The sequence below is a fragment of the Sinobaca sp. H24 genome (assembly GCF_023845525.1).
This window is the reverse complement of record NZ_JALBWT010000033.1, coordinates 22,173-37,510: the sequence shown is the minus strand read 5'-3', so window position 1 is coordinate 37,510 and position 15,338 is coordinate 22,173. Positions and strand designations below refer to the sequence as shown.

The following is a 15,338-nucleotide window of genomic DNA, read 5'->3' as shown; positions in this document are numbered from 1 at the left end:
GATGAGGGTTTATTTTATTTTATATAAAGAAGTTTTTCTATTGAGGAGGCCCCACGATGACAGAAAATGATAAGACGTTTTACCTGACAACGCCTATTTACTATCCAAGCGCCAAGCTTCATATCGGCCACGCCTATACGACAGTAGCAGGGGATGCTATGGCCCGTTATAAGCGGCTGCGCGGATACAACGTACGCTATTTAACGGGCACCGATGAACACGGTCAGAAGATTGAGCGCAAGGCCGAAGAAAAAGGTGTTTCCCCGCAGGAATTTGTTAATGAAGTAGTGACAGGTATTAAAGACCTCTGGGAAAAGCTTGATATTTCCTATGATGATTTTATCCGGACTACGGAATCAAGGCATAAAGAAGTAGTTCAGAAAATCTTTGAAACGCTGAAGTCAAACGGCGATATTTATCTGGACGAATATGAAGGCTGGTATTCGGTACCCGACGAAACGTTCTATACCGAGAGACAGCTTGATGATCCTATATATGAAAACGAAAAAATTGTCGGCGGGAAAAGCCCTGACAGCGGCCACGCCGTAGAATGGGTGAGAGAACGCTCCTACTTTTTCCGGATGAGCCGCTACGCCGACCGGCTTTTAAAGTACTATGAGGAAAATCCTGAATTTATCCAGCCGGAGTCGCGGAAAAACGAAATGATTAATAACTTTATTAAACCGGGGCTCGAAGACCTCGCTGTTTCCCGTACCGCATTTAAATGGGGGATTCCGGTAGAAAGCGATCCGGAGCATGTCGTTTATGTATGGATAGATGCTTTATCCAACTATATTACATCGCTTGGCTACAGTACGGATCAGGACGCGGATTATCAGAAATTCTGGCCGGCGGATGTGCATATTGTCGGGAAAGAAATCGTACGTTTTCATACGATATACTGGCCGATTATGCTGATGGCACTCGATCTGCCGCTTCCAAAGAAAGTATTCGGCCATGGCTGGCTGTTGATGAAAGATGGAAAAATGTCGAAATCCAAAGGGAACGTCGTTGATCCGATTCCATTGATAGAGCGCTATGGACTTGATGCTCTCCGCTATTACCTGCTGCGTGAAGTGCCGTTTGGATCCGATGGTGTATTTACGCCGGAGGGCTTCGTAGACCGCATCAATTACGATTTGGCCAACGACCTGGGAAATCTTCTTAACCGTACCGTAGCTATGGTTAACAAATACAAAGGCGGAACGCTGCCGGCTTATTTAAAAGATGCAACGCCATTTGACGCTTCTCTTGTCGATCTTGTCGAAGCGACAGTGGTTAAGGTGGAAGACGCAATGGAGGATATGGAATTCTCTGTAGCCTTGACGGCCATCTGGCAGCTGGTAAGCCGCACGAATAAATATATCGATGAAACACAGCCATGGGTGCTCGCAAAAAACGAAGAACATGCTGAACAGCTTGGGGCGGTTCTTTATCATTTAGCAGAATCGCTGCGCCATATATCTATTATGATTCAGCCATTCATGACAAAAACACCGCAGAAAATGTGGGAACAGCTTGGCATTCAAAAAGAAGACACCACATGGGAATCCCTGCATAGTTTTGGAGTGCTTTCTGAAGGCACTACCGTTGTTAAAAAGGGCACACCGGTATTCCCGAGACTCGATTATAAAGAAGAAGTAACCCACATTATTGAAGATATGGGGGGCGTAGCAAAGAAGAAGAATCTGAACCGGCCGAGGAAGAAGACACACAGGAGAGCGAAAGTAATGAAATTACAATAGATGAATTTCATAAAGTGGAGCTCAAAGTCGCTGAAGTAACAGCGGCCGAACCGGTGAAAAAAGCGGATAAGCTCTTAAAGATCCAGCTCGAACTGGGCGGGGAGTCAAGGCAGGTTGTCTCTGGTATTGCCGAACATTATACACCTGAAGAACTGGTAGGACGCAAAGTAATCTGTGTTACGAACCTAAAACCTGTGAAGCTTCGCGGCGAATGGTCGCAGGGGATGATTCTTGCTGCCTCCAAAGGAAAGAAACTGACGCTTGCCACTGTAGCGGATTCTCTTCCCAACGGTTCCGTCGTAAATTAAATCGAAGTGAAAAGGCAGGCTCCGGCCTGCCTTTTTTATAAGGAGGATACACGTATGCTGTTTGATACTCACGTGCATTTAAATGTAGAACAATTTGATGAAGATGTAGAAGAAGTGATAGAGCGCGCAAAAAAAGCCGGCGTAGAATGGATGAATGTAATTGGTTTCGATCGTCCTACTATTAGAAGGGCGATTGAACTAGCAGAAACCTATGAATTTATTTATGCGACCGTCGGCTGGCACCCGGTAGATGCTATAGATATGACAGAGGAGGATCTGCGCTGGATTGAAGAACTTGCTTCCCATCCTAAAGTGATTGCCCTTGGTGAAATGGGATTGGATTATCATTGGGATAAATCGCCGGCAGACATTCAAAAAGAAGTATTTCGAAAGCAGATCCGTCTCGCCCAGAAAGTAAATCTTCCAATTGTCATTCACGACCGCGAAGCGCATGAAGATGTCGTGGCGATGCTGCAGGAAGAACAGGCAGAAAAAACCGGCGGCATTATGCACTGCTTCGGAGGCGATGCAGAAATGGCCGCCAAGTGTCTGGACATGAATTTTTATATTTCCTTTGGAGGACCGGTAACGTTCAAAAACGCCAAACTGCCAAAAGAAGTAGCGGCAGGCGTACCGATGGACCGGATTCTAATAGAAACAGACTGCCCGTTTCTGGCGCCGCACCCTTACCGGGGCAAGCGAAATGAGCCATCCTATGTAACGCTTATCGCAGATAAAATCGCTGAGCTTAAAGGGATGGAGCCTGAAGCGTTTTATGCCCGGACTACAGCTAATGCCAGACGCCTATTTCGATTGGAAGACAAATAAATGCTTCGTATCAAAGAATGTATTGTCGTGGAAGGAAAAGATGATACAGCTGCTGTAAAACGAGCGGTTGAAGCTGACACCATTGAAACAAACGGCTCCGCAATTGGAGAATCCGTCCTGCAGCGCATAGAGCTGGCAAATGAACGTCGCGGTGTTATCATTTTTACGGATCCGGATACGCCGGGAGAACGAATCCGGCGGATCGTAAGTGAACGTGTTCCCGGCTGTAAACATGCCTTCATTACAAAAACAATGGCAGCTTCCAAATTTAAAGGCAGCCTCGGCATTGAACATGCTTCTCCGGAAGATATTCAGGCGGCGCTTTCTGCTGTACGGGAGGATTACGGAAGCAGCCGGCCGGAAACGGATATTTCACATGGAGACCTTATTGCAGCCGGGCTTCTTGCCGGTCCTCATGCGAAAAGACGGCGGGAGAAAATGGGAGAAAAATTAAAAATCGGCTATGCGAATGGAAAACAATTTCAAAAGAGGCTGGTCATTTTTCAGATCCGGAAAGAAGAATTCGCCAAAGCAATGAAGGAAGTATTAGAGGAGGAAGATCGAGGTGTCTAAAGATATTGCCACACCTACACGAACAAAAGAAATACTGGAAAAATACGGCTTCTCTTTTAAGAAGAGTCTCGGCCAGAACTTCTTAATAGACACAAATATCCTGCAGCATATTGTAAAGGCTTCGGGAATGGGTGCAGAGGATGCAGTCATAGAAATTGGGCCGGGGATTGGTGCACTTACAGAACAGCTTGCAAAAGCGGCCGGCCGGGTCGAAGCATTCGAAATTGACCGCCGTCTGCTGCCAATCTTAGCTGATACGTTAAAACCCTATCCTCATGTAACTGTACATCATCAGGATATTCTTCAGGCTGACCTGCGTCCGCTTCTCGAAGAGCTCCGGATGTCGGGAAAAACAGCCGTAGTCGGCAATCTGCCGTATTATGTCACCACTCCTATTTTAATGGGGCTGCTGGAACAAAAACTGCCGGTGGACCGGATTGTTATTATGATCCAAAAGGAAGTGGCTGAGCGGATAGCAGCCTTCCCAGGTTCTAAAGCGTATGGATCCCTTTCTATCGCAGCCCAGTATTATGCAGAGGTCACGCAGGAACTCGTAGTACCAAGAACGGTATTTATGCCAAAGCCTAATGTGGATTCTGCCATCCTGCGGCTGGACGTGCGCAGCGAACCACCGGTGGAAGTAAGGGATGAAACTTTCTTTTTCACACTGGTGCGCGGGGCATTTACCCAGCGCAGGAAGACGCTTTGGAATAATGTACAGAACAGCGTGATGGATAAAACGTATAAAGAAGAGCTCCAGAATCTTTTTTCCGAAATTGATATTGATCCCATCAGACGGGCAGAAACACTCTCTATAGAAGAGTTTGCCCTATTGAGCAACCGGATGTATCCAATGTGGAAGAACATGCAGGAAAAAGCGGAATAGAGGGCACGAGCCGCGCTTTAACCTGCAGAATGAAGCCGTATTTTCTTCTTTTTAATTCTTCAAATTAAATCGTTGACATGCTCCAGACATCCTTGATATAATCATAAATTTACTTGACATAATCGTTCACTGGTGGTACACTATTGTATGAGTGAGGTGGATCTTAGACAATGGGAAAAACACTGGTAGAAATTAAAGAGTCGCTAGATGCAAAGGTCGGTAAAAAAGTCACGGTTATTGCTAATGGAGGAAGAAAGAAAACGATCGAACGATCCGGTTTTCTGGAAGAAACATACCCTTCTGTTTTTATTGTGAAGCTTGACAAGGAAAAGCATCACGTGGAAAGAATTTCTTACAGTTACACAGATGTACTCACGAAAACCGTTCAGCTTTTTCTTCCAGAAGAAGAAGTATTAGTTGAAAAAATGTAATTGCAGCCTTCACCACATATGAATGAAAAGTGCGTCTCCTTATAATAAGGTGCGCACCAAAAGGCCCCGGCAGAAAAGATTTTTCTGTCAGAGCCTTTTTTTTGTACATAAAATAATTACGGTCTAAAAAAAGTCCCGGCTGATCTTCTGCGGGCGTAAACTGTACATACAGGATGTTTTCAACTAAAATATACAGAGATAATGATGCGGCAGATGCAAAGGCTGCTATCAGCGGCTGAAGACAGAGAAGGAGAATGTTAGGTGAAACGATCAATTAAAGCACCTGCGAAAATTAACTTGAGCCTGGATGTGCTTCATAAGCGCGAAGACGGGTTTCATGAAGTGGAAATGGTTATGGCCCAAGTGGATTTAGCAGATCGTCTGGATTTTACGCTGCGTACCGACGGTAAAATTACCGTAGAAATGTCTGAAGGCTTTCTTCCTGTGGATCACCGGAATTTTGCTTATCAGGCGGCGCGGCTTCTGCAGAAAAAGTATAAGGTAAAAAGCGGTCTTCATATTTATATACATAAATATATTCCCGTAGCGGCGGGACTTGCAGGAGGCAGCAGTGATGCAGCAGCTGCGCTTAAAGGCGCCAATGAAATGTGGGGGCTGGGTCTCTCTATAGAAGAACTTGCCGTTTATGCTGCAGAAATCGGTTCTGATGTGGCATTTTGTGTTTACGGGGGGACGGCACTGGCTACAGGACGGGGTGAAAAAATCAGGCTCCTGCCGGCACCCCCTCCGTGCTGGGTGATTTTAGCAAAACCGCCTATTGGTGTATCAACAGGAGACATTTATAAAAAAGTAGACGCGGGAAAAAAACGAAAGCCTGCGAGCCCTTCTATTGTAAAAGCGCTTGAAGCTGGAAGCTTTACCGATGTGTGTGCCAACTTAAACAACGTGCTGGAAGAAGTGACGCTGCCTATGTATCCCGAGGTTACACGAATTAAAGAACGGATGCTTGATTCAGGTGCGGACGCCGCATTAATGAGCGGGAGCGGACCGACTGTGTTTGGCCTGATTGAAAAGGAAGCCAAGGTGCACCGTGTATACAATGCCCTTAGAGGGTTCTGCGACCAGGTTTATGCAGTACGGATGATTCGTCATGAGGAATAGGCTTGATTAAATCCGTATATTAATGATATATTTTGGGTATAATATTCGGATTTGATACGGAGGTTTACATGAAAAAATGGAAACGAAGCGGACGGCTTGTAGATATGACACACTTTTTAAAAGAACATCCTCACCAGCTCGTATCACTAAGTTATTTTTCAGATCGGTATGATTCAGCCAAGTCTTCTATCAGTGAAGATTTGACTATTGTTAAAGAGGTATTCGAAGAACAGGGGATTGGTTCCCTACTTACAGTAGCCGGAGCGAGCGGTGGAGTAAAATACATACCAAAAATTCAGGGTGCGGAAGCAGCTGACCTGGTACAGAATATCTGCGAAAAACTGGAGGACAAAGAACGCCTTCTTCCGGGTGGATATTTGTATATGATGGATATTCTCGGAAAGCCCCAGCTTATGAAAGAAATCGGGCGCCTGTTTGCTACAGTATTTGCAGGACAGAAAATTGACTCCGTGATGACAGTAGCAATGAAAGGGATTCCCCTTGCCTATGCCATTGCTTCCCATTTGAATGTGCCGGTAAGTGTTGTGAGACGCGATCACCGGGTGACAGAAGGCTCTATGGTAAGTATTAACTATGTATCCGGGTCAGCCAAGCGTATACAGACGATGTCTCTAGCCAGGCGGAGCCTTCAGGAAGGTGCCCGGGTTTTAATTGTAGATGATTTCATGAAAGCGGGCGGAACTGCCCGGGGTATGATGGATCTGTTAAGTGAATTTAAAGCAGAAGTTGTTGGTATCGGCGTGCTCGTAGAAGCAGAAGACGTAGAAGAGCGTCTAGTTGATGATTATGTTTCCATTGCAAGGCTTGCAGATGTAAATAACCAGCAGAAGCAGGTAAAAGCAGAGCCCGGCAATATTATGAATAAATTAACTATGGAGGAATAATACATGAAAAAAGTATTTACAAAAAATGCTCCCGAAGCTATCGGACCGTACTCGCAGGGAATTATTGTGAACAATTTATTTTACAGCTCCGGACAGATCCCGCTTCAGGCAGATGGGGAACTTTTGGAAGGAAACGTGCAGGAGCAGACGCATCAGGTATTTAAAAATCTGCAGGCGGTTCTGGCCGAGGCCGGTGCTTCTCTGGATACGGTTATAAAAGCAACGGTATTTATTAAAAATATGGACGAATTTCCTTTGATTAATGAAGTGTACGGAGAATACTTTAGTGAACATCAGCCTGCACGCTCCTGTGTAGAAGTAGCGAGGCTTCCTAAAGATGTACTGATCGAAATAGAAGTTATTGCGTTAGTTAATGCCTGAAAAAACAATGAAACAATGCCTTAGCTCTCTTTCTTATTAAAAGAAAGAGGGCTTTTTTACCATCATTTTCTAAAAATTTAATTTTTTTAGAAGGACTATCTTTTCTTTTGTTGAATGTAGCTGATATACATCTTAAACAAAAAGGGGGTGGAGCAGATGGAAGTAACCGATGTGAGACTTCGCTGTGTGAAAACAGAGGGGCGCATGCGCGCTATTGCATCTATAACATTGGATGGGGAATTTGTGATCCATGATATACGGGTCATAGACGGCAACAATGGCTATTTTGTAGCAATGCCCAGCAAACGTACTCCCGATGGAGAATTTAGGGATATTGCCCACCCGATTTCTACAGGGGCACGGGAAAAAATACAGCAGGCGGTCCTGCAGGAGTACAGCCGCCAAAAAGAAATTGATTCAACGGAGTGGGAAAAAGAAGCCCAGACCCCGCTGTAACATGGTATACTTATTGAAGTAATGTACGGCTCTGCAGCAGGCAGGGTCGTTTTTTTACGTAATCAATTAGGGAATAAGGCAGAGAAAGCATTGCAGAATAATGAGACTTTCTCCGCCTGTCTTGAAATAAAGCGCCTTTTAGGATATATTCGTTATGGAAAATCGGATACTTGGAGGATGAATAATGAATAAACGCTATGCTGTTATTTTAGCTGCCGGAAAAGGAACACGGATGAAATCGGAATTATATAAAGTGCTGCATCCTGTCTGCGGAAAACCAATGGTAGAGCATGTAGTAGACCAGGTAGCCGAAACAGGCACAGAAAATATCGTTACGGTAACCGGTCACGGAGCGGAAATGGTAAAAGAGCATCTTGGAAACCGTTCGTCTTATGTGCTGCAGGAAGAGCAGCTGGGCACAGGCCATGCTGTTATGCAGGCAGAAGAGCTGCTGGGCAATAAAGAGGGCGTAACGATCGTGCTTTGCGGAGATACTCCGTTAATCAGCTCTGAAACGATGGAAGCGTTGTTTGCCCATCATCAGGAAACAGGCGCAAAAGCGACCGTATTAACAGCCGCTACAGAAAATCCCTCCGGATACGGCCGTGTCGTTCGGGAAGAGGAAACTGGAAACGTACTGCGCGTCGTGGAACAAAAAGACGCTTCGAAAGCAGAGCTTGCGATTGGAGAAATCAATACCGGAACGTACTGCTTTGATAACGAAACGCTGTTCCGCGTCCTAAAGCAGGTAGGCAATGATAACGTGCAGGGGGAGTATTACCTTCCTGATGTAATCGGTATATTGAAAGAAGAAGGGGAAGTCGTATCTGCCTGGCAGACACCGGATTTCTCGGAAACTCTCGGTGTGAATGACCGAGTTGCCCTGGCGGAAGCAGAGCAGACCATGAAGCGTAGAATTAATACCTACTGGATGCGCCAGGGAGTTACATTTATTGATGATGCACAAACCTATGTTTCCGCAGACGCTGTCATCGGAAGAGACACGGTGCTGTACCCGGGAACAATCCTAAATGGCCATGTAACGATTGGAAGCAAATGTACAATCGGTCCCCACACAGAGATCTCCGACAGCGCTGTAGGCAGCGAAACGGTAATCAGGCATTCTGTGGTTTCCGAAAGTGAAGTGGGAAGCAGTGTCAATATCGGTCCGTTTGCGCACATCCGCCCAGCCTCTGTTCTTGCAGACGAGGTGAAAGTAGGCAACTTCGTGGAAGTGAAGAAAGCCTCGTTCGGTAAAGGAAGCAAAGCTTCGCATTTAAGTTATATTGGCGACGCAGAAATCGGAAGCGGAGTAAACCTTGGCTGTGGCTCCATTACTGTCAATTACGATGGGAAAAAGAAATACTTGACGAAGGTGCAAGACGGGGCTTTTGTAGGCTGCAACGCCAACTTAATAGCACCTGTTACCATCGGTGAGAATGCGGTTATAGCAGCCGGTTCCACTATTACCGAAGATGTGCCGAGCCAGTCTCTTTCCATAGCCCGTTCCCGTCAGACAAACAAAGAAAATTATATAAAATAAGCAGCACAGGCCTGGATTTTAAAATGTTAACGGAGGGAAATTTACTAATGCCAACCTATGAAGATCCATATTTAAAGCTTTTTACCTTAAATTCCAACCCCGCTCTTGCTGAAGAGATCAGCAGAAAAATAGGGGTGCCGATGGGGAAAAGCTCTGTTAAACGCTTCAGCGACGGAGAAGTGCAGATGAATATTGAAGAAAGCATCCGCGGATGCGATGTTTTCCTTGTTCAATCTACTTCTGACCCGGCCAACGAACATCTTATGGAACTGCTTATTATGATTGATGCAATGAAGCGGGCTTCTGCGCATACGATAAATGTTGTCATTCCATATATGGATATGCGCGCCAGGATCGCAAGGCGCGTTCAAGAGAACCTATTACCTCGAAGCTGGTAGCAAACCTTCTTGAAACAGCCGGCGCTACACGCGTATTGAGTGTGGATCTTCACGCTACCCAAATTCAGGGTTTCTTTGATATTCCGGTCGACCAGCTGCTTGGAGAGCCGATTCTTTCCCACCATTTCGAGCAGAAAGGCCTTGAAGATGTTGTGATCGTATCGCCTGACCATGGCGGCGTGGTACGAGCCAGAAAAATGGCGGATCGAATGAAAGCACCGATTGCTATTATCGATAAGCGCCGTCCAAAGCCGAACGTCTCTGAAGTAATGAATATTGTAGGGGAAGTTCAGGGAAAAACAGCTATTATTATTGATGATATTATTGATACAGCAGGAACAATGACGCTGGCTGCGGATGCGCTGATCGAAGCAGGGGCTAAAGAAGTTTATGCATGCAGCACGCATCCTGTATTATCCGGACCGGCTATTGAGCGTATTGAAAATTCGCAGATAAAAGAACTTGTGGTAACAAATACTATCGTTCTTCCGGAAGAAAAGAAAATTGATAAAATTACACAGCTGTCAGTTGCTCCATTAATGGGTGAAGCGATTATACGCGTCCACGAACACGCATCTGTCAGCACATTGTTTGAATAAGTATCCTGCGGGCAGGGACTTGCTTTTTCTAAAAAAGACTGGTATAATCTCGTCTCAAGTGGGTAAAAAAATATTAACCCCTGCGAAGACAATCTAAATGAGGTGAAAGAAGCATGGCTACAGTACTAAAAGCCGAGAAGCGCACGGATCTCAGAACTTCTGAGAACAAATCATTGCGCCGCAACGGGCAGGTACCGGCCGTTCTTTACGGAAAGACAACCGAAAGCACAGCAGTTTCAGTGCATAGTGTTGGTTTTAAAAAACTATTCGTGAAGTAGGACGTAACGGTATCATCGATCTAGAAGTAGAAGGCGGAAAGAAACATCAGGTTATTGCACATGACGTGCAAATTGACCGCATCAAGGATCAGATTCTTCACATGACTTCTTTGCAGTCGATATGAAATCTGAAATGGAAGCAGAAGTTTCCGTTAATCTTGTTGGGAAGCACCAGGAGAAAAAGACGGCGGCGTTGTATCAAACCTATTGTTCACTTTGACAGTAAGTGCACTGCCAGCTGACATTCCTGAAGAAATCACTGTTGATATTTCCGAGCTTAACATCGGTGACTCTATTTCTGTAGAAGATGTGCAGACATCCGGCAAATTTGAAATTATCAATGAGCCGACAGAAACAGTTGTTACAGTAGTAATGCCGGATATCGAAGAAGAGCCTGAGGAAGACGATGAAGAGCAGGAGCCGGAAGTAATCGGTGAAGAGAGCGACGATTCCGAAGGAACAGATGAAGAGAAGAAATCCGAATAATAAGCAGCAGTAAAAAGGTATAACCGTCACAGGTTATGCCTTTTTACCACTTATTTTAATAAGAAAGGTGCAGACAGCGTTTAAGAGAACTTAGCCGCTGTCTGCGCTTTTCTGGACGCAGAAATGAAAGGAAGAATTCAACGATGAAAATCATAGCCGGTCTGGGGAATCCAGGCAAAACATACGATCAGACAAGACATAATATTGGATTTGATGCAGTAGACAAGCTGGCCGCCCGTCTAGGTCTTCAGTGGGTGAAAAACAAAAAATTATTCCTTTCCTGCGAAACCATTGCCAACGGGGAGAAAATGCTTCTTATAAAACCGCTGACGTATATGAATTTATCAGGAGAAGCGATTGCACCTATGATGAACTATTATGATGTACCGCCGGAAAATCTGGTTGTGCTTTATGATGACCTTGACCTCGAACCCGGCACGATCCGTCTCCGTCAAAAAGGAGGCCACGGAGGTCATAACGGCATCCGCTCTATTATTGATCACTTAGGTACTAAAGAGTTTAATCGCGTCCGTATCGGAGTAGGAAGGCCGGCTCCGGGTGTTTCCGTTGTGAACCACGTTCTCGGCCGCTTTGCTCCGGACGAAAAAGATAGAGTTCAGGAAGCATCCGAACAGGCGGCTAAAGCAGCCGAAGCATGGATGTCTAATACATTTAACGAAGTAATGAATACATTTAATCAAAAAGCCTGAAGCCTGCCGGCTGTTAACGCTCCGGGAAACATTGTAAACTATAAATAATAATATGCATCAGCTGATACAGAACCAGGGTTCGAAACAAGGAGGATACATGTTATGAAGGGATTAATCAATGCCCTCGCAGGAAATGAAGAAATGCAGAAGGTAGTTAAAGGAATTAAAGATGGGGCCGGCGAACAGCTTGTAGCCGGGCTGAGTGGTTCAGCCCGGGCTTTTGCTATGTCTTATATTAAGCAGTCCGTTGACTACCCACAGCTGATTATTACGCACACCCTGCTGCAGGCCCAAAAGATATACGACGATTTACTGGAGCTCATGAACACAGATGTTTATTTATATCCTGTAAACGAACTGATTTCATCTGAGATTGCTACAGCCAGTCCGGAAATGAGAGCACAGCGGATTGATATACTCAACAAGCTTGCTTCAAGCACCTTTACAGGCGTTGTCATTGTGCCGGTGTCCGGAGCCAAGCGGCTGCTCCCGCCGGTGGACGTGTGGCAGGAAGCAAGTATTTCCCTTCGTCCCGGAGAAGATTTAAACATAGATTCCTTTATTGCCAGACTTATTTCTCTTGGGTATCAGCGGACTACCATGGTGTCCGCACCCGGTGAATTCAGCGTGCGCGGAGGCATTATTGACACCTATTCTTTGACAGAGGAGTACCCGGTGCGTATTGAACTGTTTGATACCGAGGTAGATTCCCTGCGCTATTTTCATGCCGAAGATCAGCGTTCCCTGAATCAAATTCAGGAAATCACGATAGGTCCCGCAGAGGAAACCATTCTTTATGCCCACCATTTTGAAAAAGCAGCCTCCCGTCTCGAACGGGTATGAAAAAGGCTATTCAAACCGTGAAAAATAATGAAGTAAAAAGACAAGCTTCATGAACATCTTTTTATGAAAAAGAACAGCTGGAGCAGGGAAGCCGGTTTCAGGGCATTTATAAATATACGGAATATTTTTACGAAAAGCCGGCTACGCTGCTGTCTTATTTTCCGGAAGACACGATCGTATTTATGGATGAAATCAGCAGGGTTCAGGAAATGGCAGAACGATTGGATGAGGAAGAAGCTGAGTGGAAAACGGCAGTGCTGGAGCAGGGAGAGCTGCCGCTCGATCTTTCTTTATCCCTGCCTTTTCATCAACTCTTTACAGAGAAAAAATGGCCGCGGATTCATTTTTCTTTATTTTTACGATCGCTGCCGTCTTCACAGCCAAGCTCGACCACGAGTATCTCCTGTAAGCCGATGCAGCCGTTTCACGGGCAGATGCCGGCATTGAAAACAGAGGTGGACCGCTGGGTCAAAGCAGATTATCAAGTCGTTTTTTTGGCCAGTGATGAAGACCGGGCCCAGCGCCTGCAAAATATTTTATCCGACTATGAAGTTGATACAGACCGAAGCGGATTCGACGGGCCTTTTTCGACAGAACGGGCTTCTGTCGTAATCGGCCAGCTGAGCAGCGGTTTTGAGCTGCCCGCAGAGAAAATAGCGATTATTACAGAGCAGGAAACCTTCACTAAAAAAGTAAACCGCCACAAAAAAGGCAGAAGCTTTCCAACGCGGAAAGAATTAAAAGCTATTCCGATTTAAAAATCGGCGATCTGGTCGTTCATGTGAATCACGGCATTGGAAAATACCTTGGCATTGAAACGCTGGAAGTAGGAGGTATTCATAAAGATTATTTGAATGTATCTTACGCCGGCAATGACAAACTGTATGTTCCTGTTGAACAAATTGACCAGGTGCAGAAATATGTAGGTGCAGAAGATAAAAATCCAAAAATTTATGCGCTCGGCGGCAGTGACTGGAAAAAAGTCAAACGCAAAGTCCAGTCTTCTGTTGAAGACATCGCAGATGACCTGATCAAGCTGTATGCGGAAAGAGAAGCCTCAAAAGGTCATGCATTTTCCCCAAGCGAAAAGGAAGAAACGCTGTTTGCTACCTCCTTCCCTTACCAGGAAACCGAAGACCAGGTAAAGGCTATCCAGGAAATCAAGGAAGATATGGAGCGCGAGCGTCCGATGGACCGGCTTCTGTGCGGGGACGTAGGCTATGGAAAAACAGAAGTAGTTCCGTGCTGCATTCAAGGCCATTGCTGATGGAAAGCAGGTGGCGCTTTTAGTACCTACGACTATACTCGCGCAGCAGCACTATGAAACGATTGCAGAGCGATTTGCTGAACATCCGATTAATATAGGCCTCTTAAGCCGTTTCCGGACAAGAAAGCAGCAGACGGAAGCCTTGAAATCGCTGAAAGAAGGCGGCGTGGATATGATTATTGGTACGCACCGCGTTCTTTCCAAAGACGTTGTCTTTAAAGATCTCGGCCTTCTGATCGTCGATGAAGAGCAGCGTTTCGGTGTAACGCACAAAGAAAAAAATTAAACAGTTAAAAGCTAATGTCGATGTGCTGACGCTTACGGCTACCCCGATCCCGAGAACGCTGCATATGTCGATGCTTGGCGTACGTGATCTTTCCCTTATTGAAACGCCGCCGGAAAACCGTTTTCCTGTACAGACGTATGTGCTGGAATACAACGCGGGACTGGTAAAAGAAGCGGTAGAACGGGAATTAAGTCGCGGCGGCCAGGTGTATTTCCTTCATAACAGAGTAGAGAATATCAGCCGGGTAGCAGAACAGATTTCTATGCTGGTGCCGGAAGCGGAAGTCGCTTATGCGCACGGGCAGATGAATGAACAGGAACTGGAATCGGTTATGATCGACTTTTTAGAAGGTAACAAGGATGTGCTTGTAACGACAACTATTATTGAAACAGGAGTGGATATTCCAAACGTCAATACGCTGATTATTTCAGATGCTGACCGGATGGGTCTGTCCCAGCTCTATCAGATCCGGGGTCGTGTCGGACGCTCCAACCGGGTGGCCTACGCCTATTTTACGTATCAGCGGGATAAAGTGCTGACAGAGGTAGCTGAAAAGCGGCTGCAGTCCATTAAAGAGTTCACAGAACTTGGTTCCGGGTTTAAAATCGCGATGCGCGATCTTTCTATCCGCGGCGCCGGAAATCTTCTCGGCTCCCAGCAGCACGGCTATATTGAGTCGGTAGGATTTGATTTATATTCACAGATGCTCAAAGAGGCAATTGATGAGCGGAGATCGGTGCACCTAAGCCAAAGCCGCCTGAAATTGAAATGGATGTAAAAGTAGACGCCTACATTCCAGAAAGCTATATTAATGACTCCAAGCAGAAAATTGAAATGTACAAGCGTTTCAAAGGAATCGAAACACCGGAAGACCTGCAGGACCTGCAGGATGAGATGATCGACCGGTTTGGGGATTATCCAAGAGAAACAGAAGATTTATTTGCCGTATCCCGCATTAAGCTTCTTGCAGCAAAAGAAGGGCGGAGGCGATTACGCAGGAAGGCAGAAAAATCAATCTGCTCGTTACAGAAGAGGTCAGCCGGCAGGTTGATGGAGCCAAGTTATTTGAAGTGGTGAATGAATACGGAAAAGCTATTGGTATAGGCACGAACGGCGCCAAAATAAAGCTTGCCGTTTACATGGACCGCCTGGGGGAAGTCTTTCCTGAATGTGATTGAAGAACTGCTCAAACAGCTTCCTCACACAAAAAAAGAAGACGAAGCCATCGTGAAATAAATAGAAGGTCTCTGCTGAAGAGCAGAGGCTTTTTTTATGAAGGCAGCAGCAGGTACA

Annotated in this window: 10 protein-coding genes and 5 pseudogenes; all 15 read left to right on the top strand. The window is 45.7% G+C overall.

The window, feature by feature from the left end; translation table 11 throughout:
• Nucleotides 1–56 precede the first annotated feature (56 nt).
• Nucleotides 57–2,053, top strand: a pseudogene (gene metG / locus MMY81_RS26500) (methionine--tRNA ligase).
• Nucleotides 2,054–2,107: 54 nt separating this feature from the next.
• Nucleotides 2,108–2,881: a TatD family hydrolase gene (locus MMY81_RS26495; RefSeq protein WP_252315150.1), complete on the top strand. Its 774-nt coding sequence runs from the start codon at nt 2,108–2,110 to the stop codon at nt 2,879–2,881.
• Nucleotides 2,882–3,454 carry a ribonuclease M5 gene (gene rnmV, locus MMY81_RS26490; RefSeq protein WP_252315149.1) on the top strand — a complete coding sequence of 191 codons (573 nt, stop codon included), beginning with the start codon at nt 2,882–2,884 and terminating at the stop codon, nt 3,452–3,454. It abuts the gene before it with no gap.
• Nucleotides 3,441–4,340, top strand: a complete 900-nt coding sequence (rsmA, locus tag MMY81_RS26485) for a 16S rRNA (adenine(1518)-N(6)/adenine(1519)-N(6))-dimethyltransferase RsmA (protein ID WP_252315161.1) — start codon at nt 3,441–3,443, stop codon at nt 4,338–4,340. The genes rnmV and rsmA overlap by 14 nt, the downstream gene beginning before the upstream one ends.
• A gap of 170 nt (nt 4,341–4,510) precedes the next feature.
• Nucleotides 4,511–4,771 (top strand): Veg family protein, encoded by a 261-nt coding sequence (locus tag MMY81_RS26480; RefSeq protein WP_120191260.1) that lies wholly within the window; start codon nt 4,511–4,513, stop codon nt 4,769–4,771.
• Between the two features lie 261 nt (nt 4,772–5,032).
• A complete protein-coding gene (gene ispE / locus MMY81_RS26475; RefSeq protein ID WP_252315148.1) occupies nt 5,033–5,893 on the top strand; it encodes a 4-(cytidine 5'-diphospho)-2-C-methyl-D-erythritol kinase in 861 nt (286 codons plus the stop codon).
• Nucleotides 5,894–5,961: 68 nt separating this feature from the next.
• Nucleotides 5,962–6,798 carry a pur operon repressor gene (gene purR, locus MMY81_RS26470; RefSeq protein WP_252315147.1) on the top strand — a complete coding sequence of 279 codons (837 nt, stop codon included), beginning with the start codon at nt 5,962–5,964 and terminating at the stop codon, nt 6,796–6,798.
• 3 nt (nt 6,799–6,801) lie between these two features.
• Complete coding sequence (locus MMY81_RS26465; protein WP_252315146.1) at nt 6,802–7,179, top strand: RidA family protein; 378 nt, start codon at nt 6,802–6,804, stop codon at nt 7,177–7,179.
• A 156-nt stretch (nt 7,180–7,335) separates the two neighbouring features.
• Nucleotides 7,336–7,635, top strand: a complete 300-nt coding sequence (gene spoVG / locus MMY81_RS26460) for a septation regulator SpoVG (RefSeq protein WP_120191256.1) — start codon at nt 7,336–7,338, stop codon at nt 7,633–7,635.
• Between the two features lie 184 nt (nt 7,636–7,819).
• On the top strand, nt 7,820–9,178 hold the full coding sequence (gene glmU / locus MMY81_RS26455) for a bifunctional UDP-N-acetylglucosamine diphosphorylase/glucosamine-1-phosphate N-acetyltransferase GlmU (protein ID WP_120191255.1): 1,359 nt from the start codon (nt 7,820–7,822) through the stop codon (nt 9,176–9,178).
• 47 nt (nt 9,179–9,225) lie between these two features.
• Nucleotides 9,226–10,175: pseudogene (locus MMY81_RS26450) on the top strand (ribose-phosphate diphosphokinase).
• Nucleotides 10,176–10,288: 113 nt separating this feature from the next.
• A pseudogene (locus MMY81_RS35905) lies at nt 10,289–10,578 on the top strand (hypothetical protein).
• A gap of 52 nt (nt 10,579–10,630) precedes the next feature.
• A pseudogene (locus MMY81_RS34585) lies at nt 10,631–10,939 on the top strand (50S ribosomal protein L25/general stress protein Ctc); the annotation flags it as partial.
• Nucleotides 10,940–11,082: 143 nt separating this feature from the next.
• On the top strand, nt 11,083–11,649 hold the full coding sequence (pth, locus tag MMY81_RS26440; RefSeq protein WP_252315145.1) for an aminoacyl-tRNA hydrolase: 567 nt from the start codon (nt 11,083–11,085) through the stop codon (nt 11,647–11,649).
• A gap of 102 nt (nt 11,650–11,751) precedes the next feature.
• Nucleotides 11,752–15,281, top strand: a pseudogene (gene mfd, locus MMY81_RS26435) (transcription-repair coupling factor).
• The last annotated feature ends 57 nt before the right edge of the window (nt 15,282–15,338 follow it).

Excerpts from the sequence above, each read along its gene's own strand:
- pth (WP_252315145.1), top strand. The coding sequence starts at position 11,083 with ATGAAAATCATAGCCGGTCTGGGGAATCCAGGCAAAACATACGATCAG.
- MMY81_RS26495 (WP_252315150.1), top strand. The coding sequence starts at position 2,108 with ATGCTGTTTGATACTCACGTGCATTTAAATGTAGAACAATTTGATGAA.
- MMY81_RS26480 (WP_120191260.1), top strand. The coding sequence starts at position 4,511 with ATGGGAAAAACACTGGTAGAAATTAAAGAGTCGCTAGATGCAAAGGTC.
- purR (WP_252315147.1), top strand. The coding sequence starts at position 5,962 with ATGAAAAAATGGAAACGAAGCGGACGGCTTGTAGATATGACACACTTT.
- spoVG (WP_120191256.1), top strand. The coding sequence starts at position 7,336 with ATGGAAGTAACCGATGTGAGACTTCGCTGTGTGAAAACAGAGGGGCGC.
- MMY81_RS26465 (WP_252315146.1), top strand. The coding sequence starts at position 6,802 with ATGAAAAAAGTATTTACAAAAAATGCTCCCGAAGCTATCGGACCGTAC.
- rnmV (WP_252315149.1), top strand. The coding sequence starts at position 2,882 with ATGCTTCGTATCAAAGAATGTATTGTCGTGGAAGGAAAAGATGATACA.
- glmU (WP_120191255.1), top strand. The coding sequence starts at position 7,820 with ATGAATAAACGCTATGCTGTTATTTTAGCTGCCGGAAAAGGAACACGG.